This is a genomic window from Dendrosporobacter quercicolus (assembly GCF_900104455.1).
GTDB lineage: Bacteria > Bacillota > Negativicutes > DSM-1736 > Dendrosporobacteraceae > Dendrosporobacter > Dendrosporobacter quercicolus.
Map to the genome: position 1 here is coordinate 1 of NZ_FNHB01000018.1, position 24,900 is coordinate 24,900.

Annotated in this window: 21 protein-coding genes, 1 pseudogene and 1 riboswitch; of the genes and pseudogenes, 3 read left to right on the top strand and 19 right to left on the bottom strand. The window is 49.8% G+C overall.

The window, feature by feature from the left end:
• Positions 1–364, bottom strand: a pseudogene (locus BLR06_RS18620) (pyruvate:ferredoxin (flavodoxin) oxidoreductase); the annotation flags it as partial.
• Between the two features lie 792 nt (positions 365–1,156).
• Here BLR06_RS18620 and BLR06_RS18625 point away from each other — a divergent pair.
• Complete coding sequence (locus BLR06_RS18625) at positions 1,157–1,855, top strand: YetF domain-containing protein (RefSeq protein ID WP_092075090.1); 699 nt, start codon at positions 1,157–1,159, stop codon at positions 1,853–1,855.
• A gap of 105 nt (positions 1,856–1,960) precedes the next feature.
• On the opposite strand, the gene BLR06_RS18630 is transcribed toward BLR06_RS18625, so the two are convergent.
• The 3 genes from BLR06_RS18630 to BLR06_RS18640 form a co-directional block, all read right to left on the bottom strand.
• The gene (locus tag BLR06_RS18630; RefSeq protein WP_245698231.1) at positions 1,961–3,028 is read right to left on the bottom strand and encodes an AbrB family transcriptional regulator; all 1,068 of its coding nucleotides are present in this window, start codon (positions 3,026–3,028) and stop codon (positions 1,961–1,963) included.
• Positions 3,029–3,090: 62 nt separating this feature from the next.
• Positions 3,091–4,080 carry an arginase gene (gene rocF / locus BLR06_RS18635; protein ID WP_092075092.1) on the bottom strand — a complete coding sequence of 330 codons (990 nt, stop codon included), beginning with the start codon at positions 4,078–4,080 and terminating at the stop codon, positions 3,091–3,093.
• A 144-nt stretch (positions 4,081–4,224) separates the two neighbouring features.
• Complete coding sequence (locus BLR06_RS18640) at positions 4,225–5,940, bottom strand: methyl-accepting chemotaxis protein (protein WP_092075093.1); 1,716 nt, start codon at positions 5,938–5,940, stop codon at positions 4,225–4,227.
• A 112-nt stretch (positions 5,941–6,052) separates the two neighbouring features.
• Positions 6,053–6,137, bottom strand: a riboswitch (cyclic di-GMP riboswitch).
• A 219-nt stretch (positions 6,138–6,356) separates the two neighbouring features.
• Between BLR06_RS18640 and BLR06_RS18645 the strand changes: the two genes are divergently transcribed.
• Positions 6,357–6,686, top strand: coding sequence for a hypothetical protein (locus BLR06_RS18645; protein ID WP_092075094.1), 330 nt, complete (start codon positions 6,357–6,359; stop codon positions 6,684–6,686).
• A gap of 56 nt (positions 6,687–6,742) precedes the next feature.
• Here BLR06_RS18645 and BLR06_RS18650 read toward each other — a convergent pair whose 3' ends face one another.
• The 4 genes from BLR06_RS18650 to BLR06_RS18665 all read right to left on the bottom strand — a co-directional run bounded on the left by BLR06_RS18650 (position 6,743) and on the right by BLR06_RS18665 (position 11,238).
• Positions 6,743–8,017, bottom strand: coding sequence for a TolC family protein (locus BLR06_RS18650; RefSeq protein ID WP_092075095.1), 1,275 nt, complete (start codon positions 8,015–8,017; stop codon positions 6,743–6,745).
• Positions 8,018–8,228: 211 nt separating this feature from the next.
• A complete protein-coding gene (locus BLR06_RS18655) occupies positions 8,229–9,443 on the bottom strand; it encodes an ABC transporter permease (protein WP_092075096.1) in 1,215 nt (404 codons plus the stop codon).
• A gap of 4 nt (positions 9,444–9,447) precedes the next feature.
• Positions 9,448–10,092, bottom strand: coding sequence for an ABC transporter ATP-binding protein (locus BLR06_RS18660; protein WP_173813105.1), 645 nt, complete (start codon positions 10,090–10,092; stop codon positions 9,448–9,450).
• Positions 10,093–10,146: 54 nt separating this feature from the next.
• Positions 10,147–11,238: an efflux RND transporter periplasmic adaptor subunit gene (locus BLR06_RS18665; protein ID WP_092075098.1), complete on the bottom strand. Its 1,092-nt coding sequence runs from the start codon at positions 11,236–11,238 to the stop codon at positions 10,147–10,149.
• Positions 11,239–11,574: 336 nt separating this feature from the next.
• Between BLR06_RS18665 and hsp18 the strand changes: the two genes are divergently transcribed.
• Complete coding sequence (gene hsp18 / locus BLR06_RS18670) at positions 11,575–12,018, top strand: heat shock protein Hsp18 (protein ID WP_092075099.1); 444 nt, start codon at positions 11,575–11,577, stop codon at positions 12,016–12,018.
• A gap of 74 nt (positions 12,019–12,092) precedes the next feature.
• Here hsp18 and BLR06_RS18675 read toward each other — a convergent pair whose 3' ends face one another.
• From BLR06_RS18675 to nifJ, 11 genes are all read right to left on the bottom strand, one after another.
• Positions 12,093–13,382, bottom strand: a complete 1,290-nt coding sequence (locus BLR06_RS18675; RefSeq protein WP_092075100.1) for a sensor histidine kinase — start codon at positions 13,380–13,382, stop codon at positions 12,093–12,095.
• A gap of 1 nt (position 13,383) precedes the next feature.
• The gene (locus BLR06_RS18680; RefSeq protein ID WP_092075101.1) at positions 13,384–14,058 is read right to left on the bottom strand and encodes a response regulator transcription factor; all 675 of its coding nucleotides are present in this window, start codon (positions 14,056–14,058) and stop codon (positions 13,384–13,386) included.
• Positions 14,059–14,082: 24 nt separating this feature from the next.
• A complete protein-coding gene (locus BLR06_RS18685) occupies positions 14,083–14,667 on the bottom strand; it encodes a YueI family protein (RefSeq protein ID WP_092075102.1) in 585 nt (194 codons plus the stop codon).
• A gap of 193 nt (positions 14,668–14,860) precedes the next feature.
• Positions 14,861–15,790, bottom strand: a complete 930-nt coding sequence (locus tag BLR06_RS18690; protein WP_092075103.1) for an MOSC domain-containing protein — start codon at positions 15,788–15,790, stop codon at positions 14,861–14,863.
• Complete coding sequence (gene moaC / locus BLR06_RS18695) at positions 15,775–16,266, bottom strand: cyclic pyranopterin monophosphate synthase MoaC (protein ID WP_092075104.1); 492 nt, start codon at positions 16,264–16,266, stop codon at positions 15,775–15,777. The genes BLR06_RS18690 and moaC overlap by 16 nt, the downstream gene beginning before the upstream one ends.
• A gap of 24 nt (positions 16,267–16,290) precedes the next feature.
• On the bottom strand, positions 16,291–17,313 hold the full coding sequence (locus BLR06_RS18700; protein WP_218039641.1) for a molybdopterin-binding protein: 1,023 nt from the start codon (positions 17,311–17,313) through the stop codon (positions 16,291–16,293).
• Between the two features lie 13 nt (positions 17,314–17,326).
• Positions 17,327–18,535 (bottom strand): molybdopterin molybdotransferase MoeA, encoded by a 1,209-nt coding sequence (locus BLR06_RS18705; RefSeq protein ID WP_092075106.1) that lies wholly within the window; start codon positions 18,533–18,535, stop codon positions 17,327–17,329.
• A 4-nt stretch (positions 18,536–18,539) separates the two neighbouring features.
• The gene (gene mobB, locus BLR06_RS18710; RefSeq protein WP_092075107.1) at positions 18,540–19,031 is read right to left on the bottom strand and encodes a molybdopterin-guanine dinucleotide biosynthesis protein B; all 492 of its coding nucleotides are present in this window, start codon (positions 19,029–19,031) and stop codon (positions 18,540–18,542) included.
• Positions 19,032–19,061: 30 nt separating this feature from the next.
• On the bottom strand, positions 19,062–20,030 hold the full coding sequence (moaA, locus tag BLR06_RS18715) for a GTP 3',8-cyclase MoaA (protein WP_092075108.1): 969 nt from the start codon (positions 20,028–20,030) through the stop codon (positions 19,062–19,064).
• Positions 20,031–20,070: 40 nt separating this feature from the next.
• A complete protein-coding gene (locus tag BLR06_RS18720) occupies positions 20,071–22,065 on the bottom strand; it encodes a molybdopterin-dependent oxidoreductase (RefSeq protein WP_092075109.1) in 1,995 nt (664 codons plus the stop codon).
• Positions 22,066–22,311: 246 nt separating this feature from the next.
• Positions 22,312–24,900 (bottom strand): pyruvate:ferredoxin (flavodoxin) oxidoreductase (nifJ, locus tag BLR06_RS18725; RefSeq protein WP_092075110.1); only part of this gene is annotated, 2,589 nt, incomplete at its 5' end.

The following is a 24,900-nucleotide window of genomic DNA, read 5'->3' on the forward strand; positions in this document are numbered from 1 at the left end:
TCAGGGAATTGGCCGCAAGCGCCCGGGCGCTCACATGAAATACTGCGGGCAGCAGCTCACCGGCAATCTTATACATATTCGGAATCATCAGCAAGAGACCTTGCGATGCGGTATATGTCGTGGTAAGCGCTCCAGCTTGTAATGACCCGTGCACAGCACCAGCGGCTCCGGCTTCCGACTGCATTTCAATCAGTTTTACCGGTTGCCCAAATATGTTCTTTTTGCCCTGGGCCGCCCATTCGTCCACATTCTCAGCCATTGGTGAGGACGGAGTAATCGGATAAATTGCTGCAACATCGGTAAATGCATATGATATATACGCGGCGGCTGCATTACCATCCATGGTTTTCATTTTTCTTGCCATTAAAACAATCTCCTCTCTGTTTCTCTTCTTTGAACTAAATGGGGGATAAGTTAAAACAAGCAATTATACAGCAAAACACCGTATAATTATTCACATATTAGCAACGTTCAGAATATAAATATCCGATTTCTTGTTTTGCCTGGATGTTTACATCCAAATTGTATTTTTAGTGCAAAACTGCTTACCAGCTAAAGCAACGTATATCTTTAGGTGGTAAAAAATCTCATTTATACCTCAAATTCAAACTTATTCAAAGATTTACACTGTTTATCCAGTTTTACGAAACAAGGCTCACCGGCCTTTTTTTAGAGGATTAAAACAATGAATGGCTCATAAGTTTTCTGCTAACCGTGAATAATGATACGATTTTTTTGCTGAGTTAACATTATTAACTATACAACGTTACTGCATAAATGTAAATACAGAAATACACATAAAAAAATATTGCTTCATTATAATTAAATAATTAGTTAATTCAAAAAAATTATTTAATTTTAAAAAATAAACTTGAAAAGAAGAAATTAGTATGGTATAATTTTCACAATAGCTAATTTTAAGTAAAATAAATTTAAACTATAAAATTCGATATAAATAACAAAAACCCTTCATTGATTTGTATTTTCATCAAACAAATCGGTGGAGGGTTTTGCTAACTGCAAATGATTGCAAACTTAGTTAGCGATAGCAAATCATAAATTGACCGGTTTCTGCACATACTCTTGTTTAACAACCCCCTTTGATAAGCGCCATAGCTGACTGCGCATAGCTTGCGGGCGGAATAAGAGGTGTAGTATGGAATGGTCGGAACTCATCCGTGATACCTGGCAAACCAGCCTGGTATTTATCAGTTTATTGTTGTTTACCAGGCTGCTTGGCAAAACCCAAATTGCCCAACTGACCTTTTACCAATATGTCAGCGGCATAACCATTGGCTCAATTGCGGGCACAGTGGCCGCATCGGAGCAGGAACGGGTATGGAGCCACTTTTATGATCTGGTACTCTTTGTAGCGCTCACCTTCCTGTTATCCCAGATTACCATTCGCAACCGCTCCTTACGCAAATTGATTGACGGTTCACCAACCGTTGTGATTGAAAATGGCCGCATCCTTGAACAAAACATGCGCAATATGCGCTATGACCTTGATGAACTGATCTGCCAGCTGCGCATTAACGGCATATTGGACCCGTCTCAAGTCCAATATGCCGTTGTCGAAACTACCGGTGACCTAAGTGTCATCAAAAAAACAGCGTTACAGGCTCTCACCAAGAGCGATGCCGGACTTGAACAGCCGGACGCGCAATATCCGGTTGAGCTAATCCTGGATGGGCAGGTCGTCGCCGAAAACCTTGCAAAAAAACAGCTTTCTGCGGACTGGCTGGCCGGCCAGCTCAGGCTTCGCGGTTTTGCCGCGCCGGATCAAATCACGTATGCCGTCCTTGATTCCAAAGGCCATCTTTTTATCAGTCCCCGTGATCAGCTTTCCCGCTGACCAGCCTGGGGCAATGCCGTTCCTGCACTTAGGTCCCGCCGCCGCTCCGAGCTGTTCCGCACAAGCTCCGGCTGACAAACCAAAGGTCGTAAACGCTCATCGCGCTTACGACCTTTGCGGTTGAACGGTTTTTACCACAAACCGGATCAGCGAAGGAACAAACAGCAATACAACCAACAGCCGGAATAGCTGGTAGGCAACAATCATCGAAATATCGGCGTGAACCAACATTGCCGTAAGACCCATTTCCGCCATACCGCCCGGCGCAGTGCTTAAAAAACCGGTAATCAGTGTTGAAACGCCCAGATAAGCCAGCATATAACCAGCCAATAGCGATGCCAGCACGACAACAACTACGCCCAGCAATACCTGCGGCAGCAGAACCCGCCAGTTTTGCAGGCTGGCAATATTGGTAGAAGTGCCCATGTAAATGCCGGTAAAAACCTGGGCTACAATAATGGTCAATGCCGGCAAAGGCGGCGCTTCCCAGCCCGAGCTCACTGTCATCATGCCTGTCGCCAGGATAGGACCCAGCAAATAGGGGGTGGGAAGCTTAATCCGTCTGGCGACAAAGGCGCTGCCGACTGCAATCAGTCCAAACAACAGCATGGTCTGTTCGGCCTGCGGCAATCCGTTCCCTGCAACTGGCGATACCACCGCATGATTTAAGGCAATATCTCCGGCCAGACCATGGGTCGCCAAAAACGGTACACTGAACACAACGGTTAATAAGCGGGCAGTCTGCATGAAGGTCACCACCGTCACATCAGCGCCTTCAATTTCTTCAGCCAGCACCGGCATTTGCGAAAGTCCGCCAGGCACACTGCCAAGCAATCCGGTGGCCAGACTGACACCCGCTCTTTTATGGATAATATAGCCCATCAATAAACTGATCAACACCGTCAGCATGGTCACCAAAGCCATCAATGGCAGCTGGCCGGCAATTTGACGTCCAGTTTCCAGCGAAAAGGGGCGGCCAATCGCATATCCCAGCACAATCAAAGCTGCATTGCGCAATTCCACTGGCCAGTACAGCCTGTTTCCTGTTGTGGTTTTATAAACCGTTACTGCGGCTAACGGCCCCAGCATCCATGGCAGCGGCAGATGCAGAAAGTAAAACAATACCCCGCCTGGTACGGCAATTAAACAACTTTTTAATAATTCCGTCATCATTTCACCCAATCATGTTAGAAAGCTAATTTTCAATCTTCTCTATCGTACGCCTAAAAAAACAGTCAGTCAAGAGAACAAAGAAATTTATCCGTCAGCCGGTATCCCTGGCAGGCAGGGTCTTGTTCCTGCCTGCCAGCGGCAGTCCGCTGCAGGCCGCACGGTGTAAATTCGCCGAGAAAAGCGGCAATTAAATCAACAACAGCCCGCGTAGTCTGACCGTCTTTATCCAGAACCGGATTTAATTCAACAAACTCCGCCGAGGTAACAGCGCGGCTTTGTTCCAATAATTGTAAAGCTAAAATACTGTCCCGGTAACTGACGCCGCCGGCGGCCGGAGTCCCCACCCCCGGCATTGCCAGCGGATCAATCCCGTCAATGTCAAAGCTTAAGTGAATACCATCGCAGGCTGCCAAATGGGCCAGGGTCTGTTCAATAATTGCCGGCATTCCCCAACGGCCGACATCTTCGGCAGTATACAATTTGATTTGCTGCTCGTCAATGAAAGCCGCTTCACCGGGGTCGATATCGCGTACGCCGATGTACACAATATTTTCCGGCTTTATTCGCACTCCTGCACCGCCAATACTGAGCAGTTCGGCATGACCAGAGCCCATCGCAACGGCCAGAGGCATACCGTGGATATTGCCGCTGGGCGTAGTTGCCGGCGTATTAATATCCGCATGCGCATCATACCAGATAATGCCAAGATTATCATAATGCCCGATCAGCCCGGCCAGTGTACCAATGGCAATACTGTGGTCCCCGCCTAAAACAAGGGGAAACCGGTCACTGGCAACAATGCGGTCAACACAGCGGGCAATTTCATTGCTGGCGGCAATGATTGGCTGCAGGTTTTTCACTTGCTGCTCGCCGGCCTCGCACTGGCCGGCGACGGCGATAGGAATATCACCTAAATCAATGATATCCTGATTGAACGCCGTCAAGCGCTTCTGCAATCCGGCCGCCCGTAAAGCCGCAGGCGCTAAATTGGCTCCGTAACAGGCTTGCCCCAGCCACATGGGCGCTCCGACAATTGATATCGCTTTATTCATACCAATTCACACCTTTAAAAAATTACATTAACAAATAAATATTCTAACCCGTTTGTCCACTCCAGGCAACATTTTTCTAGAAAAAAACAATGGGAATACACACCAGTTGCGGCGGCTTCCCATTGTTTTCGAATTTCGTATTCCTCAGACAGTAAATTTGTCGATGGCGGTTTGCAGCTGTTGCGCCATATTGGCCAAGCTCTGACTGGAAGCCGCAATTTCCTGCATTGCCGCCGATTGTTCTTCGGTTGCCGCCGACATGGTCTGTGTCTGGGCAGCCGCATCCTTGCTGATTTTATCAATGTCACGGACTGAATCAACAATTTTTTCGCTGCCGTCAGCTATTTGCTGGATAGCGGTTGAAATATCATTGGCCTGCCCCGATACCTGATCAATCAGCAAAACAATATCAGTAAACGTTTTGCCGGCTACAGCGACTGCATCGGTCCCGGCTTTTACTTCCCTGGTACCGCTGCTCATCACTGAAACAGCCCGCTCGGTATCACTTTGGATCTCATTGATTAAGCCGGCAATTTGCTTAGCCGCCTCCTGCGACTGCTCGGCAAGCTTTCTTACCTCCTCTGCTACTACCGCAAACCCGCGCCCTTGTTCGCCGGCTCTGGCCGCTTCAATGGCTGCATTTAAAGCTAAGAGGTTGGTTTGCCCGGCAATGCCGGAAATGGTATCCACAATCTGGCCGATTTCATTTGACCTTTCGCCCAGCTTTGCCACAACATCGGCTGAACTGATTACCGTCTTGGCGATATTATCCATCTGAGCCACTGCCGAATTTACCGCCGTTTCACCAGTACGGGCCGCACCGGCGGCCTTGCCGGATGCTTCGGCCACTACACCGGCATTGGCTGCAACCTGAAAAATACCTTCTGACATCGCTTCAACAACGGTAGTTGACTGATTGACGGCATTTACCTGTAATTCAGCCCCGCGTGAAACCTCGGCTATGGTACCGGCAACCTGATTGGTTGCCTGGGCAGACTCACCGGCGCTGGCGGTAAGCTGCTGCGATGCAGTCGCTACCTGCTCACTGAGAAGCCTGACATTGCCGACAAGTCCGTTTAAATTGCGGATAGTGTCATTTAAAGCTTTCCCCATCATGCCAATTTCATCACTGGACATGATTTTAACTTCCTGGGTTAAGTCACCGCTGGCAACCAAATTCAAGGTATCCACCGTATTGTTTAATCGCCGGGCGATCATCTTCGCCAGCAGCCAGCTGGCGGCTGCCGAAATTGCCACCGCTGCAATTGTCAGCACAATAATCAGATTCTTGGCGGTGCTCGCATTGGCTTCTCCGGCCTTATTGGCGTCATCGCTGGTTTTGGCATTAAAATCAGCCAGTTCTTTAAGAATTGCATTTACCTTAATCAAATGCTTGCTGGCATTTTGCGAAAAATACCCATAGGCCTCTTGTTTTTGACCAGCCTGAGCCATAGCCAGCGCTTTTTCCCGCTCCACCCGGTACAGCCCGATTTCCTCATCTAACTCAGTAATCTTTTGTTCTTCAAAAGCCGTTAGCCTGGCATTCTTATAATCAGTCATTGTTTGATTGGTCTCAGCAGCCAGCGTCTTAATTTCAACCAGCGTCTTTTGCTCCGCGGCCTTATCAGGGTTACCCAGAATGATTTCCAGAATCATGCCATGAACAGCACTAAAATTGTGCCGTGTTTCATTAAGTCTTTTCACCGGCAGCAAACGGTCATGGTACATTCCTGACATTTCATGACTGATTTGATTGGTATAATAGTAACCAATGCCGCCCATAATCAGGAGAAATAATGCCGATATCATTACTGCAACCATTATTTTTGTTAATACTTTTAAATTATTGAACCATTGCAATTCTTTGCACTCTCCTTCGTCACCCTTATGCAAGCAAATACCCTAAAATACCTCTTGCCGGCAGCCGGGCAACAAAAAACCAGACATAAAGTCTGGTTTTACACTTATGTCAAGCGGCAGCCTGGCAATCATTAATAAATATTGTTAGACCCATGGCTTTGCGTCCTTATCTTTCGATAAGTTTGCCTATAAAGTTGAATTAAAATTGGGTACTGCTTGTTTTTACATTATACCCATTCTCAATTGCAAAAGCAACAATAAATTACAAATTCCGATACAAATTTCCTTTTTTTCAAATTCCCGGTAATCAGACATTTTCTCCAATACACCCGCCCGATTGCCGTCCCGACTGCATTGCATATTTAGCTAATTTAGCTTATAGTTATAAATAAACTCAATTGGTTAGGAGACAATCAATGACCCCTAAAGCTGAATTATTCGAACTAATAGAAAAACTGCCTGAGGACAAAATTCCTCAGGCGATTGAGACAATCAACGCCCTGCTTGGTCTGCAGCCGCCCAATAACAGCCAACCGACGGCAACAGCAGATCCCGAACGGCCGCTCAACGAGCTGTTAACCGCAATCATTGGTTCTGTAACCAATTCTTTTTACGACCTGTCAGTTGAAAATGAACGAGCCGGAGCAAAAATCATTGCCAAACGCCTCGGTTTCTCCCGGACCAGAATACTGGAAGCCTGGGATGTCTATAAAAAGAGCCGCCAAATTGACGTACATAAACAGTAAACGCCAGGGATGACACTTTACCTGCACCTGCAGGCAAAGTGTCATCCCTTAATGAATCATTTTTGACCAATCGCTTTTTGCAGTTTAGCCTGATTAATATTATAATCATATAGCGCCTCGGTATAGTTTGTTCCAGCCTGGGTCAGCGCCAGCTGCGCATCAATAACATCAAGATTGGTGCCCGCACCGGCGTAATATTTCGTCTGGGCAATCTTTAAATCTTCAGTCGCCTTATCCACGGCGACCTGAGTAGCGCCAATCCTCTTTTCAGCCTCTTTCATGCTCAGATACGCCTGACGCACCTCCAGTTCAACGCTATTGCCGGTTTCTACAGACTGCTCCCGGGCCTTATTCAGGGAGCTCTCTGCCTGTTTAACTTTGGCGCCGGTAACGCCGGAATCAAAAATATTCCAGTTGGCCATCAAACTCAGCGACCAGTCATTTTCGTTACCGGGGAATTCAGTGCCGCTCCAGCCTTCGGCGGCGCTGAACGTCACCGTTGGCTTGCGGTTGCTGTTGGCGACCTTTATCCCTTTTTTCGCTGATTCAATACTCAGCTGCGATTGCTCAATCTCCGGACGATTTGCCACAGCCTGGGCAATGGCATCCGCCAGAACGATTTCGCTTTTCACATACCCCAGTTCATCCTTAAGCTTATTTTCAGTATCTAACGGCATCCCGATGGTATTATTCAGGGCCGCCATTGCCAGATCATAACTATTCTGGGCTTTCGTTAAATTTTGCCGGGCATTGACCAGCTCGACCTCTGATCTGAGAACATCGGACTTGGCTACCACACCGGCTTCAAACTGCGCCTGCACTTTATCCAAATGCTCAGCGAGATTATTTACCGTCTCCTGATTAACGGCTGCCAGGTTCAGGGCCTGCAGCACATCATAATAGGAGGTTGTTGCCGCTAACCTGAGCTGCTGCTCGGTTTTAGCTACATTGAGCTTTGCACTGTCGGCATTTAACTTGGCTTGATCAATCAACCCTTCATTACGTCCGCCTGAATAAAGCGTCCAGTTCAGCTTCAGCGAGGTACTAAAGCTATCGCCATCAGGCGCAGCTGAAGTGTCCGGTCCATGCGTCCCGCCGGTTCCGACCGATACTGACGGCCCCGTTCCGGCCTTAGCCTCGCTAAGGCCCCATTCAGCCTTTTCCTTGTCGCTTACCGCCATTTTAATTGACGGATTGTTTTTAAGCGCAGCCGCCACACTATCATCCAGAGAAAGCTCCTGCGGCGCTGCCATAACGCCGGCGCTGTGTAAAAACAGCACCCCGCCGCTTAACATAATGCTGAACGGCTTCTTCCATGAACTTTGCTTCATATTTCTCACCTTTCGACTGACCTCTGTGGCCATGATTTTATCATCAATTGCGCCACCTTGTTTAAGTTAACATAATAATTTTAATACTTTCTGACTGATCAGTCAATTGGTAAAAACTTAGCAATTGTAAAACATCAAAAAGAGCTTCCGGCCGATTCTTCGCGGAAGCTCTTTTTTTGTTGTTCACTGCATATTTCCCGGAAACTTGCAGCTATTCATATCGTAAAGCATCAATCGGATCAAGCAGAGCAGCCTTGCGGGCCGGATAAATGCCAAAAAACAAACCCACTCCGACTGAAAAACCAAAGGCGGCAACAATCGCAAATGATGAAATAACGGTTTGCCAGCCGGCAAAATGAGAAACCAGATAGGAGGCGCCGATGCCCAGGACAATTCCAATGCTGCCGCCTACAACACCGATGACAACGGCTTCAATTAAAAATTGCAGTAAAATATCCTGGTACTTGGCCCCCAGAGCTTTACGAATGCCAATTTCCCTGGTGCGTTCGGTAACTGACACCAGCATGATATTCATAATGCCAATTCCGCCTACCAGCAACGATATTGCAGCAATATTGCCAAGCAGCAGCGTTATGGTCTGGGTAGTTTCAGCAGCGGTATTCATGACGCTGACCATATTGCGAATCTGAAAATCATCTACTTTGTCGCCGGTAATTTTATGCCTGCTGCGCAGCACAGCGCTGAGATTCTCCTGCACCTGATCGATGATGTCGGTGCTTTCGGCCTGAATGCTGATCATATGAAGATAAGAAATACCCATCAGCCGTTCCTGAGCAGTAGTCAGCGGTACAATAATCGTATCGTCCTGATCCATGCCGCCGCCGCCCTCGCCTTTACTTTCCAGAATCCCAATTACCTTAAACGGGGCATTGTTAATTCTGATACTTTGGCCAATAGCGTTGGTGCTGCCGAATAAATTTTCCGCTACCGTCGGTCCGATGACCGCTACCCGGTTTCTGGTATCAACGTCCTGAGAAGTAATAAAACTACCGCTTTGGACAGCGGTATTGCGAACAGTCTGATATTCCGGGGTAGTCCCCTGAATCCGGGTTGTCCAGTTCTGGTTGCCGGCAATCACCTGGTATGAGCTGCTCACGCTTGGCGCAACCAGGCTTATCCCCGCAACCTCACGGGCAATGGCCTGGGAATCCTTGAGCGTCAGGGTAATATTCGAGCCGGCGGCCTGCCTGGCGCCTGAGGCCGAAGCGGCGCCGGGCGTAACCATGATCAGATTGCTGCCCAGGCTGGCAATCGAGGTTTCGACCTTATCCTGCACTCCCATACCGATGGAAATCATCGCAATGACTGCGCCAACCCCGATAATGATCCCCAGCATAGTCAGAATGGAGCGCAGTTTATTGGCAACCAACGCGTTTAAAGCAATAGCAACACTTTCACCAAACATATCATTACCCCTCTTTCCGCTCATCCCGCACAATCAAGCCGTCCCGGACATGAATGATCCGGCGGGCATGTTCGGCAATATCCGGCTCGTGGGTGACCAAAATAATCGTCCGTCCCAAAGAATTTAAATGATTAAATATCTCCATCACCTCGACGCCTGATTTGCTATCCAAGTTACCGGTTGGTTCATCAGCCATTATAATGGTTGGATCGTTCACCAGCGCTCTGGCAATTGCCACTCTTTGACGCTGGCCGCCCGACATTTCATTTGGCAAATGGCCCAGCCTCTGCTCAAGGCCAACCATCGCCAGCGCCTTTGCCGCCCGCTCATTTCGTTCGGCCTTGGCCACACCGGCGTATACCAGCGGCAAAGCTACATTTTGATGTGCGGTTATTCGCGGCAGCAAATTGAAATTTTGAAATACAAAACCGATCCTTTTATTTCTGGTTTCCGCCAGTTCATCATCACCCAAAGTCGCCACTTCCTGCCCGTCCAGAACGTAGGAGCCGCTGGTCGGCCGGTCGAGACAGCCCAGAATATTCATTAACGTTGATTTACCCGAGCCTGAAGGTCCCATAATTGCCGTAAATTCACCTTCGGCAATATGCAGAGTAACACCCGCCAAAGCGTGCACCGTGGTATCGCCCATTTGATAACTTTTGATAACACTGGTTAATTGAATTGTCAAATCACATTCCTCCTGTCAACGGATCCCTCCACGGCCCAGTCCGGGTATACGGATCGACTGTCCGGCGCTCTGGGCTTTGGCCGTCGTCAAAACCAGCTGATCTCCTTCATCAAGCCCAGCGGTGATTTCCACCCGGTCATCACTGACAATGCCGGTGCTGACCACAACGTTCTCCGTTTGTCCATCAGCTCTGAGCACCACCACATACTGCTGGTCTTTATTGGTTTTAAGGGCGGACAGCGGCGCAACCAATGTACTTTTGCTTTCACCGCTGTTGATTGAAACTCTGGCTGTCATCGTTGGCTTAAGTAAACCCTCCGGTGAATGAACATCAATAATTACATTATAATACACAACATTTTGATCAACAGTGGCCTTTTGCGATATGTTTGACACCACTCCGGTAAACGTCCGGCCGTTATAGGCATCCACCGAAAAAGTAGCCGTCTGGCCCACAGCCACCTTGCCGATATCCGTCTCGTCAACCTGCGTATCAATCTGCATCTTTGACATATCGGCAACGGTAAGAATAACCATTGGATTGGCTATCCCCGGAGCAACCGTCTGGCCGGCCGGAACAGGCTTGCCAATCACGACTCCGTCAATTGGCGACTTAATTACCGTATCGTCCAATTGCGACATTGCATCGTCGTAGTTGGCCTGCGCCACTTTATATTCCAGCCTGGCCGCATCCAGCTCCTGATCCGAAAGGGCGCCGATCTTGTTTAACGACTGGTTGCGGGTATAATTTGCCGCTGTATTCTCCAACCGTTCCCTGGCCTGAGACAGCTGGGCTTGCAGCCGTGTATCGTCAAGCAGCACCAAGACTTGACCGGCTTTTACCGGATCATTTTCCTTAACTTTCATTTCCGCAATCAAACCGGTTAATTTGGAGCTGATATCCACCATATTGACCGGCGTTATCGTACCGGTTGCCGACACAACTGAAAAAATATCGCTCCGTTCCACTTTTTCCACCTGAAGCGCAGTCTGGTCCGCTTTTTGAGATTCCTGAATCATTAGTCCTGCCCCTACTGCAATTGCCAGAATAATTCCTGTCACCAGCCACTTCTTATATTGCAAAACCTTCAGCCAGATTCCCCGCATGAGACACCTCCATTATGATATAAATTTCTAGATGTTACTACTTCGACAAATTTTCGATAATTCCCACATGAAAATTGTAAAATCAATTCATTTTTTGGGTAGCTGGTGACAGATAATGTGATTATAGTCAATGTCCTTTTGAATTTTCTTAGAAAGTGCCATTATATTGCAAAAAAAAAAAATAGCAGCTTCACGCTGTAAATTTCAATAAATTTTTCTTTTTTACAAAAAATTTGACCTTTTGACTTTTAGAATCAGGGATTATATAATATAGCCAGAAAGAGTAAACCAGCCGCGGCTGGCGCTCAAAAAAGCATATGCGAGGAGGGTTTGACTATGTTTGATTTAATTCCATTTGGCAAAGACAAGGGTTTGGCAAGGCGGGATAATGTATTCAACCAGTTAGTCGACAACTTCTTCAATGAAGATTTCTTTGCGCCGTTTACGGCGATCGGCAATGCCTTTCGCGTTGATCTGAAGGAAACCGAGCAAGCCTATCTGGTGGAAGCTGATTTGCCGGGTGCAGCCAAAGAAGATATTACTGTGCAGTATGCCAATAGTTACTTGACCATTTCCGCCAAACGTCAGGAGAACAAAGAAGAAGAGCAAGGCAGCTACCTGCGCCGGGAACGGCGCTACGGGGAACTGCAGCGTTCCTTCTATGTCAGCAACGTGCTGGAAGATAAAATAAACGCTTCATTTAAAGACGGGGTGCTGACGGTAACATTGCCGAAACAAAACACCGGGTTGAATAAAGTCAATACCATTACCATTGAATAAGCCAGCAGGCTGCCATGCTACTCAGTAGCATGGCAGCGGTGTTTTTGCCAAAACAGCCGGCCTAAAGAGCTGGGTTAGCGCGGTTTGGCCAGCGGCAGACTAAACTGAAATTTAGTGCCGACACCGACTTCACTATCCACTTTTATTTTGCCGCCATGCTTTTCAACAATCCATTTGGCAATAGACAGGCCTAAACCTGTCCCGCCCTGTTCCCGCGACCTTACTTTGTCGCCGCGATAGAAGCGGTCGAAAATGCGGGGCAGGTCGGCGGCGGCAATGCCGGCGCCGGTATCTTCGATGATCATGGTGGCCCAGTTGGCCTGGCGGCGGCAGCTTAAAGTGATCGTACCAGTCTCAGGTGTATACTTGATGGCATTATCAAGTAAAATGACAATTAATTGCTGCAAGCGCTCCTTGTCAGCGGTTATTTCAATATCATCCGTTAAATCCACTGCCAAATGAATTCCTTTCATCTCAGTCAGCGGTTTGAACTGCTCGGCAATGCCGCAAATGACATCATTTAAAACGACTGGCCCCAAATGAATCTCCATTTGGTTGGCATCAGCCCGGGCTAAAGTCAATAAGGTGGAAACCAGTTTGCTCATCCTCATGCTTTCCCGCACAACATTCGTAATCCGGAAGCTCTCGTCCTCAATTGTCCGCTCCGGGTGGCGCAGCAGCAACTCGGCATTACTTTTAATCACCGCCAGCGGCGTGCGCAGTTCATGAGAGGCATCGGCCACAAATTGGCTCTGCTTATCCCAGGCGTCCATAATCGGCACCAGGGCACGGCGGGCTAAATAAAAGCCGGCGCTGAGAATGGCGAGCATACTGATCACCATACCGGTTACGATAATCCGCAGTAAATGACTCAGTAACGAAACTTCCGAATCCACAATACCAACCGCAAGGACTTCCCGAACGCGATATTCCGTAAAATCCGCTTTGACCAACCGGTTATCATGGCCTAAATAAGGCATGCGCAGTATGCGGTAATAATGGTCGTCCAGTTTTTGCGTCTGGAGGGGTTCATTACGCAGCCGGTGTTGCTCAAATTGCGACAAAAACCGTTTAACATCATCCAATTCCTCAATGGGATAAGGATAAAGATTGACAATACTACCGTCAACATCCCGCAGCAGTAAAAAAACCCGTGGGTCAAAGTAGGCGCGCGGATACATTGACGGGGCGGGGCGGCCATTGGCAAGGCGAAATGATTCGGCCCGCTTAAACAGAGAATCATCGACCTTGTCAAACAGCTGAACAGCCACATAAGCGTACAGCGTTCCGCTAAACATCACTAAAATCAGCAAAAAAATTACTGAATTCAATAAAGTTAGCTGCCGCCGGGTTTTGTTGAACATTTTATTTCTCCTTTAACATAAAACCGGCTCCTCGTACGGTTTGAATGATATTGTCCCGTCGGAACGGGGCAAGCTTTTTTCGCAGGTAGTGCACATACAAATCCACAATGCCCTGTGTCGTTTCAGACTCAAACCCCCAAATCCGGTCAAAAATTTGCTCACGGGTCAGAATCTGTTCACTATTGATGACCAGAAACTCTAACAACTCATATTCTTTCACGGTCAGCTGCAACGCAGTCCCGGCAACAAAGCCATCGCGTAATTTGGTATTAACCGATACGCCGCCGTAACTTAAATCGCCTTCTTTACCTAAATTACCGCTTCTTCTTAGCAGGGCTTTCACCCGGGCCAGCAATTCAGGAACAGCAAATGGCTTAACCAAATAATCATCAGCCCCGGCTTCCAGGCCGAGTACCCGGTCTTCAACACTGTCTTTGGCCGTTAGCAGCAAAATCGGCACCGACATGGCATTAGACCGCAGGCTTTTTACAATTCCCAGCCCGCTCAAACCTGGCAGCATGATATCCAGGATAAGAACATCATAGATGCCTTGTTCGGCCATATACAGGCCTTCATCTCCAGAATCAGTTTGCTCAACAATATAGTTATCTTCCTGCAGCACGGCTACCACCACTTCGCGTAACGCCTTATCATCCTCAACAACCAGTATTTTCATTTTTCCCCTCCGGTAACATTGACTTCAATCCGGATGAGCCGGACATTTTTCTCCTGCCAGCCGGTCAAAAAATGTCAGTCGCTCATAATTCATTAATTCCTCTGGCGCCGCCTGTTCAATCAGCGCATAGCATTCATCGCATACTTTACCGGGAGCCGCTTTAATGACAGGTAAGGGCAAACCCAGGCGGGTTAAGCGCTCCTCCCGGTTGACTGCCACAACTGCCCCGGCGTCAACCGCTTCATTACTGGCCACCAGCAAGCCGATGTCGCTTTTATACTTCTGGTCCTGCCTAATCGTATATGGTTTGCCATATTTCCGGGAGAGCTTTACATATTTATCTACATAGCGATAATCAATATCGCCGCTATAAATCAGCCTGGCTGCTCTCTTATCCTGCAAAGCAAGCACAATTTCTACATAAACGGTGTTTTCTTCTACCTGTGCTTTGGTAAGCGCCCGTAAAACCCGTTCTTTAAACTCTCCCAGAAAGGCTGACTTTTCATCCGGCTTCAGCTCAGGGGCGCCATACACTCCGGCGGCAATGGTTTTCTCAAGTTCACTTTTATTATTCCAAGACCCGGTTATTTTACTGAACTCTTTTTCCATTGGTCCTCCTTTGTTTTTTTCTCATTATACACTATTATTTATTATCAGGATACTGCCTGTAAATTTTTACCACAATCGGCAGCTGAGCCCTACTAAATTAAGCAATGACAAGATTAGAAAGGACGGTCATCATACCAAAGCTGAATGATGACCGTCCTTTTGATTAACCAGCTCAGCTTTTCGGTAAAGCACGTTAGCCGCACTCGCCGCCGGTGCCGCGTAATATTTCCACCGCATGCCCGAGTACAGGCAGGATCACTTGCAGGCATTCCCGTACGCCTTTAGGACTGCCAGGCAAATTGACAATCAGGCCTTTCCCCCTGATGCCGGCTACCGCCCGGCTCAGCATTGCGCGGGAAGTCTGGGCATAGCTCTCACGCCGCATTGCCTCGGGCAGTCCCGGTACTTGGCGTTCAATTATTTTTAAGGTTGCTTCCGGAGTTACATCCCGTGGTGAAAAACCCGTCCCTCCGGTGGTCAGAACGAGAGCTGCTCCAAGTTCATCAATCAGTTCCGTCATCGCGCCGGCCAAAGCTTCAAGCTCGTCTGGCAGTACCCGGTAAGCAATCACCCGGCCCCCGATTGAAGCAATGAGTTTGGCAATCTCCCGTCCGCTCACATCCGGCCGTTCGCCGGCAGACCCCTTGTCACTGGCTGTAACCACCGCAACCGGTATTCCCCGCCAAAGGGCAATACGGTCGCCGGCAGTAATTGTACCGCCGACCAGTACCCTGGCAAAAATGCCTTCCTTGGGCATCACACAATCGCCGACTTGCCGGAATATTTCACAATGCCCATGACACTCCTTGCCGATTTGCGTTACTTCCAACAGTGCTTCACCGGCCTGTAAATAAGCGCCCACCGGCAATTGAGCGACATCCAGCCCCGCGATGGTCAGGTTTTCCGCAAAATCGCCAAAAGAAAGCTCCAAACCGCGTGACCGGCTGATTTCACGCATTTTTTCAATACTTTCAACACTCAATAAACTGATTTGACGGTGCCATCTTCCAGCATGGGCATCCCCCTCAATCCCCCAACTGGCCAGCAAATTCACCTTGTCTACCGGTTTTTTCCGCGTTCCCTTGGCTGTACTTAGGCAAACAGCGGCTACTGTTCCGGACATGGATCATCTTTCCTTTCAAATAGGCCGCTGGCCCCGCCTTCTTTATGGACCAGACAAATATTGGAGATAACCATGGCCCGGTCGACAGCCTTACACATATCATAAATGGTCAGCGCCGCCACCGATACTGCCGTCAGTGCTTCCATTTCCACTCCGGTCTGACCGCTGACTTTAACCGCAGCCTCGATCAATACGGACTTCTGCTGCCGGTAAAACGACAGTTCAATGCCGCTGACAGTGAGCGGATGACAAAGCGGAATAAGCTGATGCGTCTGTTTAGCTCCCATGATGCCCGCCAGTCGCGCCACTTCCAGAACATTTCCCTTAACGATCTGGGAATCATATATTTTCTGCAGCGTTTCCTCTTTCATGAAGACCTGGCCGCGTGCTACGGCCACCCGGTTGGTAACCGGCTTATCCGTAACGTCCACCATTCGGCTTTCGCCCTGCTCGTTAAAATGCGAAAAATCTCCCATCCTATTTCCCTCCTTATATTTGCTCTACTTGGCAAATGAACAATTGGGATAGCGGCAGCCATCGGCGCATTTGCGGCAAAGTCCGCCATGCCCGAGAGCGGCAATATACTTCCTGTCAATCCTTTCACCGGCCAGAAGTTTGGGCAAGACCACATCCAGCACTGTAACTCTGGCATACATACCGCAGGCCGGGATCCCCAGCACCGGCTTTCCCTGAAGATAGGCAGTCATAAACATAGCTCCAGGCAAAACCGGCGCCCCATAGACGGTAACTTCAGCGCCGGTGCTGCGAATGGCGGCTGGCGTGACGTCATCGGGATCTACCGACATTCCCCCGGTAACAATCACTAAATCATTTTTACCGGCAAGCTGCTCAATGGCGGCGGCAATCCTAAGCTTATCATCAGGCAAAAAAACAGTCTCCGTTATTGTACTTCCCAAGGCGCTGAGTTTTTGGCTGATGACAGGTGCAAACCGGTCTTGAATTAGTCCATCATATACCTCATTGCCGGTAATAATCAGTCCGGCCTTTTGCGTGCTAAGGGGGACAACACTAACCAGCGGCAGTCCTGAGCAAATTGCGGCAATCTTGTCTAACGTCGCCGCCGGCAGCGCCAGAGGTATGATTTTAACAGCAGCCGCCACTTCATCCGGTTTTACCAGCACCCCGTCATGTAAAGTTGCCAGCGCCACCCCGGTCAATAAATTAATTTGCGTTAGACGGTCTGCATCCACTTTTAATAAACCGCTGCGTTCCGCCTTTAACTCAACCTTGCCTTCCGCCGCTTCGCTGCCTTTCAGGCCGCGGCCTGCGACCAGCCCGGCCAGTGTAGCGGCTGCATCATTTTCGTGTATTTCATCAGGGCCAAGCTTCAGCACATAAACATTGTTTTTGCCCATGCTGCGCATTACCGGAATATCCTGCTCCTGAATCATGTGGCCTTTTTTAAAGGCCACGCCTTTAAACTCTCCCGGCACAATCCGGGTAAGATCCTGGCCCAGGATCATTCCCACTGCTTCACTTACATCAACTGATTTCACTTTCATCACCCCACTGAACTTAGAATAACCTGGCCGTAATTTCAGTACCCGCCGGCAACAGGGGACTGCCGGCGGGAATATCCAGCAACGCATTGGCCAAAATCAGTCCCGCCAGCATGCCGTTACGCTGTACCAGCAGCGGCCGGGCCGCCAGACGGCCGTCCGGGCCCGGCGCGCAACTGGCCCAGACAAAACGCCGCACCGGACCGGTCTTAGTCAATGGCTGGCTTAATACCACCCTGGCCCTGCCCCGCTCATGACAGGCGGCCCCGGCAAGCTTGCGCAATAGCGGCCTGACCAGTACTTCAAACGATACCCCGGCAGCAGCCGGATTGCCGGATAACGCCACCAGCAGGCTTTCGCCCCAGCAGCCGGCCAGCACCGGCATTCCAGGCTTAATTGCCAGCCTGGTGAACAAAGGCTGAATATCCAGGCGTTCAAATAACTGCCCCATCAAATCAAGATCCCCAACCGAGGCTCCGCCGGTAGTCAGATATAAATCAATTCCGTCCGGCCGCCGAAGCCGTTCGACGATTTCCGGCAAAACATCGGGCACCTGTCCCAGCAGAACGGGCTCACCACCCGCCTCCCGTACTTTGGCGGCCAGCATATAACTGTTTGAATCATGGATTTTCCCTGTCTCCAAGAGGTCATTTACGTCAATTACCTCAGAGCCCGTAGCCAGTATTGCCACCCTGGGGCGCTGATATACTGTCACTTCAGCTTGTCCAAACATAGCCAAAATGCCCATAGCGCCATCTCTTAACACAGCGCCTTTAGTCAAAATGGTTTCACCCTGCCTGAATTCTTCTCCTTGCCGGCATATATTTTGGTCAGCTCCGGAGGCAGTCAAAATTTTTACCGTCTTGCCCTCAGTAAGAGTATCTTCCAGCCGTATAACGGCATCTGCCCCGGCCGGTATTTTCGCCCCGGTCATAATTCTAACCGCAGTTCCCGGCCGGACAGCCACTTGGGACAAATTCCCCGCCGTTACATAATCCACAACGCGCAGACTGACCGGTCTGTCGCTATCGGCCTTGCACACATCAGCAAACTTCACAGCATAGCCGTCCAGGGGCGAACGGTGAAAAGGAGGAAAATCTGTAGCAGCAGCCAGGTCCCGGGCCAGTATCCTCCCATAGCTTTCAGCAAGCGGTATTCTGACCTCCGGCATGATCCCCGTCTTCTCCATAATTAGCTTACCGGCCTGTTCCAATAAGACTGTCAAACACTCAACTCCTCCCCGGGAAAACGCGCTTTTCCAAAAACTCTGCCACTTCCTTGACAGCCTCCGGCGCAAAATGCGGTATTCCATTATATAATACATCCGCTGAAATGACGGCAAGGGTATTCGGTTTTCGACCAAGTGGTTTTAGTCCGGCCCTGTTCACCTCAATTTGCGGCTGATTTTCGTTCTTGAAACCCTCGGTTAAAATAATATCAACATCGGTAAAATAGGGCGTAAGTTCAGCCAGCCTTACCGGCGGCGCAGCCTGTTTCAACACGGCAATTTTTGCCGCTGATGCAATGCAGACGGTATCCGCCCCCGCTTCACGGTGCTTCCAGGTGTCAGTTCCGGGGTAATCCATCGTAAAATCATGTCCGTCATGATGTTTAATAACACCCACTTTATAGCCGCTGTTTTTTAATTGTTGAATAAGTTTAACCAAAAATGCGGTCTTGCCGCTGTTGGAAAAACCGACAAAGGAGACAATCGGCGGCATAGCAGTCCCTCCTTTTTCCTAGCCAATCCTTCAACCGCCGATACGGAACATCGGCCGGCCCTTTAACGGCTGGCTTCCCAGTTGAGAGCTGCGCGGCTTGGCCCGGACAGCTTCAACAATAAGCCGGGTCAGCTCCTGTTGGCTTAATCCGGCTCTAAGCCAGTCGCGCAGCGGGTATTCCAGGTTTGTCAACAGACAGGGCTTTAAAAAACCATCCGGCGTTATTCTCACCCGGTTGCAGCAACTGCAAAAATGCTGGGATACCGGGCTGATAAAACCAATGGTCCCTTTGGCGTCCGGCAAACGGTAAATACGGGCTGTGGTCAGCTGTCCCGGAACGGCAATCAGCCCGGTTATGCCGGTTGCAGCCAGTTGCTCCAGCATATCGGCGGCAGTCATTAGATAGTTTTCCCCAAAGTTAAACGGCATATATTCAATAAACCGTACCTGGAAAGGATACTCCAGGGTAAGCCGGGCAAAATCAGCCAGTTCTCCGGAATTAACGCCCTTCATTACAACCATATTGATTTTCACAGTGCTAAAGCCAGCTTCCAGAACCTGCTTAATTCCATTCAGCACCTGCTCCAGGGCGTCCTGTCCGGTTAAAGCTTTAAATAATTTCCGGTTCAGGGTATCCAGACTGACATTAACCCGGTCGACGCCGGCTGTTTTCAACGACAGAGCATACTCTGGCAACAGCTTGCCATTTGTCGTTATATTCACTTCATTGATTCCGTCTACGGCTTTTATCTGAGCCAGTAAATCGGCAACTCCGGCGCGCATTAACGGCTCGCCGCCCGTAAACCGTACTTTATCCACACCAAGACTGGCAAACATATGAATAAGCAGCACTAGTTCCTGATCGCTCAACATCGAGTGATCAGGCAGCCAGTTATTATCCTGGGGCATACAGTAACGGCACCGGAAATTGCAACGGTCGGTTACTGCTACCCGCAAATAATGGATACGCCGGCCAAATAAATCACGTAACTCTGCCACTTCTAAGCCCCCTTACCAGTCTGCATATCAAAATCACCATCTATAGCCGTTTTAAATTTACCTTCACATCGTAAAAAGTGCTGCCGGCGCCCTGGTCAGTTAGCCGCTGGGCAGTCAAGGCGTTAATTGATCTATTGCCTGTGGCATGTTTAATCCACCAGACACCCTCAGCAACCACTGTGCCAGGCTGAACTTTATCGGTTATGCTCACCGCAAAACTGACAGCGCCGCGTTCATTGAAAGCACAGACTTTATCGCCTTCAGCCAGGTTCTCCCGGCAGGCGTCCGTCGGGCTGATTTTAAGCAGCATCTTATTTGCCCGCAACAGATCATCCCGCTCATTAAAGGAAGAATTCAACAGCCGGACATCCGGCGAATTAATCAGCCAGTATTTGGCATCGTCGCCATAGGGCGGCTGATATAGCGGCAACGGAGGATTTACCCGGGGATTGCGTATTTCAATCTTGCCGGACGGCGTCAGAAATTTGGTTTTATACCCTGCGGGAAGCGGCAATTCCACTGGGTTACCCTGTTTAAGCTCAGCCAGGTTAGCCTGAGCCAGCCACGGCGACGGACATTCCAAAGCCTTATCAATTAACGCATCGGCCGATTGCCGGAAAAATTCATGCTCAATCCCCATAGCTTCAGCCAGCAGACCAAAAACTTCCCAGTTCGACTTTGCTTCGCCAACCGGTGCAATGACTGGAAATGCCCGCTGAATGACATAGTGACCGTAAGCACGGTAAATATCGCTGTGCTCCAGTGAAGTCGTAGCCGGCAGGATGACATCGGCGTATTGAGCAGTATCGGTCATAAACCGTTCGTGAACCACCGTAAACAAATCCTCCCGTTCCAGTCCCTGAATGACCAGGTTCTGATCGGGCGTAACCGCAGCCGGATTGGAAGCGTACACATATAAGCTCTTCACTGGCGTCAGCCGGTCATTCAGCGCATTGCCCAACTGATTCATGTTGATGCTGCGCGTGGACGTTTTTTGAAAATCCTCTCTGGTTACAAAACCGGCGTCAATCGCACTGCCGGTAGAAATTGACGCCAGCAGACCACCACCAGGTTTTGCCCAGGCTCCCGCCACAGCCGGCAAACAGCTAATCGTCCGGACAGTCATCGCACCATTGCCATAGCGGGACAGGCCGCTCCCCAGACGGATAAACGGCGCCTGAGCAGCGGCATACCGGCAGGCCATTTTTTCAATGACAGCCGGCGCCAGACCAGTCAGCTCACTTACCGCCTCCGGCGAATATTCCGGCAAAACCTCAGTACGCAGAGCTTCATAACCCTCAACGCTGGCATCGATGAACTTCCGGTCAATTAAGTGATCCCGGTCCATTACATGCATTAAGCCCAAAGCCAGCGCTCCGTCACTGCCCGGTCTAACGACAAATACCTCATCAGCGGTAGCAGCGGTAGCCGTTTGATATATATCAATAAGCCAGACTTTAGCGCCGCGCCGCTTTGCTGCCGTCACATCATGCATCATATGAATATTGGTCGCCAGCGCATGAATTCCCCATAAAATAATCAGGTCACTGTCAACGGTCTCACCAGGATGCGGATTCATGGTTTCCCCCATTACCGCCGCCCAGCCATAACCTTTGGCTGGCGAGCAAATTGTCCGTTCCAGCCGCGCCGCGCCCAGATGATAAAAAAAAGGATGGCCGGCATTGCGCTGCACAAGTCCCATCGTACCGGCAAAAGAAAACGGCAATATGGATTCTGCCCCATGCTGATCAATGATCCCGGCCCAGCTTAGCCTAATTGTTTCAACAGCCTCGGGCCAGCTTACCGGGCTAAATTTCCCGCTGCCTTTAGGCCCTGTACGAATCAGAGGCGCCATCAGCCGCTGCGGCGAATAAACGGTACGTTCATACCGGGCCATTTTAGGACATAACGTGCCACGGGTAAACGGATGCGCCGGATCTCCTTTAACAGACACAGCCCGGCCGTCACGCACCTCCACCAGTAACCCACAGGTATCAGGACAATCAAAAGGGCAAACAGAACGATATGTGGGCATTCTTCACACTCCTGTAAAAGCACTATCTTAAATATACCTGTTGATTCAGATAGGTTTCCAATAATGACCCTTCTTAATTCAACACCAATCACCAATAAGCCTGCCGCTGGCTTAGAAAATTCATCCCCTTGGGCCGGTCAGGCAAAAAAAGAAACCGGCTGCTGTCCCTGGTACCGGACACAGCCAGTTTCTTTTTTGGTTCCCTTTCCGACAGTTAAATAGCTATGCTTTGCCGGGCGGTACAGTCTATAAACCGGCCAGCTTTTTGTAGCTTTCCAGTCTTTCTTTTGCATCCTGCTCCGTTTTGGCAAACAGCGCGTCGGCAAATTCCGGATACTGTCTCTTCAGGGACGAGTAGCGTACTTCTCCCATCAGAAACTCCTGGAAATTACCGCTCGGCTCTTTCGAATCTAAAATAAACGGATTTTTTCCCGCCTCTTTCAACAACGGATTATAGCGGTACGTTGACCAGTAGCCTGCCTCCACTGCTCGTTTCGTTTCCTGCTGGCTGCAGCCCATTCCTGCTCTTAAACCGTGATTGATGCACGGCGCGTACGCTATGATCAGCGACGGGCCCGGATACGCCTCCGCTTCGGCAATTGCCTTGAGCGTTTGATTTTTATCCGCTCCCATCGCGATTTGCGCTACATACACATAACCGTAACTCATCGCCATCAAGCCCAGGTCTTTTTTCTTGGTCTTTTTCCCGCTGGCCGCAAACTGCGCGATCGCCGCCGCCGGGGTCGATTTCGAGGACTGGCCTCCCGTATTTGAATACACTTCGGTATCAAACACCAGCACGTTGACATCCTCTCCCGACGCCAATACATGATCCAGGCCGCCGTAACCGATATCATACGCCCAGCCGTCTCCGCCAAATATCCATTGCGACCGTTTTACTAAAAAGTCCGCGCTGGACGCAATTTTGTTGAGCAGCTCATTGCCGCCTTTTTCCTCTTCCAATATTGCGATAATCTTATCCGCTCTCTCCCGGCTTCCTTCTCCCGTATTGCGCGTTTCCAGCCACTCGCTGAATACGGCCTCCAGCTCGGCGCTCACTCCCGACGCCAGCGCAGCCTCTATATCGCTTGCCAGGTTTTCCCTCACCGCTTTCGTTCCTAAGAACATCCCCAGGCCGAATTCCGCATTATCCTCAAACAAGGAGTTTGCCCAGGCCGGGCCATGGCCCCGGTGGTTTGTCGTATACGGTATTGCCGGCGCACTTGCTCCCCAGATCGACGAGCAGCCGGTTGCATTGGAAATCATCATTCTGTCCCCAAACAGCTGTGTCACCAGTTTCGCGTACGGCGTCTCACCGCAGCCCGCGCAGGCTCCCGAGAACTCCAGCAGCGGCTGTTCAAACTGGCTGCCTTTTACCGTCTTCTTATTCACCGGATTGGCTTTGGCCGATACACTTGTCGCATATTCCCATAACCGGGCTTGTTCCAGCTGCGTTTCCAGCGGCTTCATGATCAGCGCCTTCTGCTTGGCCGGACAAATATCCGCGCAATTGCCGCAACCCGCGCAATCCAGCGGGGAAACCGCCATCCGGTAGCTTAGTCCTTTGGCCCCCAGCGCCGCTTTTACCGCAAAACCTTCCGGCGCATTTTTTACTTCCTCTTCATCCGCCAGCACCGGTCTGATTGATGCGTGCGGACATACAAACGCGCACTGATTGCATTGGATACAGTTCTCCGCCTGCCACTCCGGCACCAAAATGGCTATGCCCCGTTTCTCATACGCCGCCGTTCCCACCGGGAACGTTCCGTCTTCCATCCCGGCAAACGCGCTGACCGGCAGGGCATCCCCTTCTTGCCGGTTCATTGGCTCAAGGATGTTTTTGATGAATTCAGGCGCATCTTTTGCTGCCGCCGCTTCGTCCGCCGCGCCCTTCCAGCTTTCAGGCACCGCTACTTTAATCGACGCCTCTATCCCCTGGTCAATGGCCGCGTTGTTCATATCAATAATCTTTTGCCCTTTATTTCCGTACGATCCAACCACTGCGTCTTTTAGATATTTTACCGCGTTTTCCAGCGGAATGATGTTGGCCAGCTTAAAGAACGCCGATTGCATGATCATGTTGAAGCGACCGCCCAGCCCCAGATCCTGCGCTATTTTTACCGCATTGACTATATAAAAGTTTATTTTGTTCTCGGCTATATACCGTTTCATCGCTCCCGGCAGTTTTTCTTCCAGCTCTTCCTCCGTCCAGGTGCAGTTCAGCAGAAATGTCCCATTGGCCTTCAGCCCTGCCAGTAAATCGTATTTATTTACATACGACTGCTGCGAACATGAGATAAAGTCTGCTTTATGGATCAGGTACGGCGATTTTATCGGCTGTTTCCCAAATCTTAAGTGCGACATGGTGATTCCGCCCGACTTTTTCGAGTCATAGGCAAAATACGCCTGCGCATACATCTCTGTTTTATCCCCGATGATTTTGATTGCGCTTTTGTTCGCTCCCACTGTTCCGTCAGAGCCTAAGCCCCAGAATTTACAGGCCGTTGTTCCCGCCGGCGTTGTGTCTATATCCGCTCCGCCTATGGGCAGCGATTTAAACGTGACATCGTCTACAATCCCAACCGTAAAACCATCTTTCGGCTGCTCGGCTTTCAGATTATCGTACACTGCTACGATATGGCTCGGGACAATATCCTTGCCTCCCAGGGCATACCGCCCTCCCACAATCACCGGCTGGAAATCCTGGCGGCCATAAAATGCTGTTTTTACGTCAAGATACAGCGGCTCCGCCAACGCTCCCGGTTCTTTCGTTCTGTCTAATACCGCAATTCTTTTCACTGTCTGCGGAATATACTTGAAGAAATGTTCCAGCGA

Coding starts and splice junctions, on each gene's coding strand:
- BLR06_RS18675 (WP_092075100.1), bottom strand. CDS start 13,382: ATGTTCAACAAAACCCGGCGGCAGCTAACTTTATTGAATTCAGTAATT.
- BLR06_RS18645 (WP_092075094.1), top strand. CDS start 6,357: ATGACCCCTAAAGCTGAATTATTCGAACTAATAGAAAAACTGCCTGAG.
- BLR06_RS18685 (WP_092075102.1), bottom strand. CDS start 14,667: ATGGAAAAAGAGTTCAGTAAAATAACCGGGTCTTGGAATAATAAAAGT.
- BLR06_RS18650 (WP_092075095.1), bottom strand. CDS start 8,017: ATGAAGCAAAGTTCATGGAAGAAGCCGTTCAGCATTATGTTAAGCGGC.
- mobB (WP_092075107.1), bottom strand. CDS start 19,031: ATGCCGCCGATTGTCTCCTTTGTCGGTTTTTCCAACAGCGGCAAGACC.
- moaC (WP_092075104.1), bottom strand. CDS start 16,266: ATGGGAGATTTTTCGCATTTTAACGAGCAGGGCGAAAGCCGAATGGTG.
- BLR06_RS18680 (WP_092075101.1), bottom strand. CDS start 14,058: ATGAAAATACTGGTTGTTGAGGATGATAAGGCGTTACGCGAAGTGGTG.
- BLR06_RS18630 (WP_245698231.1), bottom strand. CDS start 3,028: ATGATGACGGAATTATTAAAAAGTTGTTTAATTGCCGTACCAGGCGGG.
- BLR06_RS18700 (WP_218039641.1), bottom strand. CDS start 17,313: ATGAAAGTGAAATCAGTTGATGTAAGTGAAGCAGTGGGAATGATCCTG.
- BLR06_RS18625 (WP_092075090.1), top strand. CDS start 1,157: ATGGAATGGTCGGAACTCATCCGTGATACCTGGCAAACCAGCCTGGTA.
- BLR06_RS18660 (WP_173813105.1), bottom strand. CDS start 10,092: ATGGGCGATACCACGGTGCACGCTTTGGCGGGTGTTACTCTGCATATT.
- rocF (WP_092075092.1), bottom strand. CDS start 4,080: ATGAATAAAGCGATATCAATTGTCGGAGCGCCCATGTGGCTGGGGCAA.
- BLR06_RS18665 (WP_092075098.1), bottom strand. CDS start 11,238: ATGCGGGGAATCTGGCTGAAGGTTTTGCAATATAAGAAGTGGCTGGTG.
- BLR06_RS18690 (WP_092075103.1), bottom strand. CDS start 15,790: ATGTCCGGAACAGTAGCCGCTGTTTGCCTAAGTACAGCCAAGGGAACG.
- BLR06_RS18720 (WP_092075109.1), bottom strand. CDS start 22,065: ATGCCCACATATCGTTCTGTTTGCCCTTTTGATTGTCCTGATACCTGT.
- hsp18 (WP_092075099.1), top strand. CDS start 11,575: ATGTTTGATTTAATTCCATTTGGCAAAGACAAGGGTTTGGCAAGGCGG.
- BLR06_RS18655 (WP_092075096.1), bottom strand. CDS start 9,443: ATGTTTGGTGAAAGTGTTGCTATTGCTTTAAACGCGTTGGTTGCCAAT.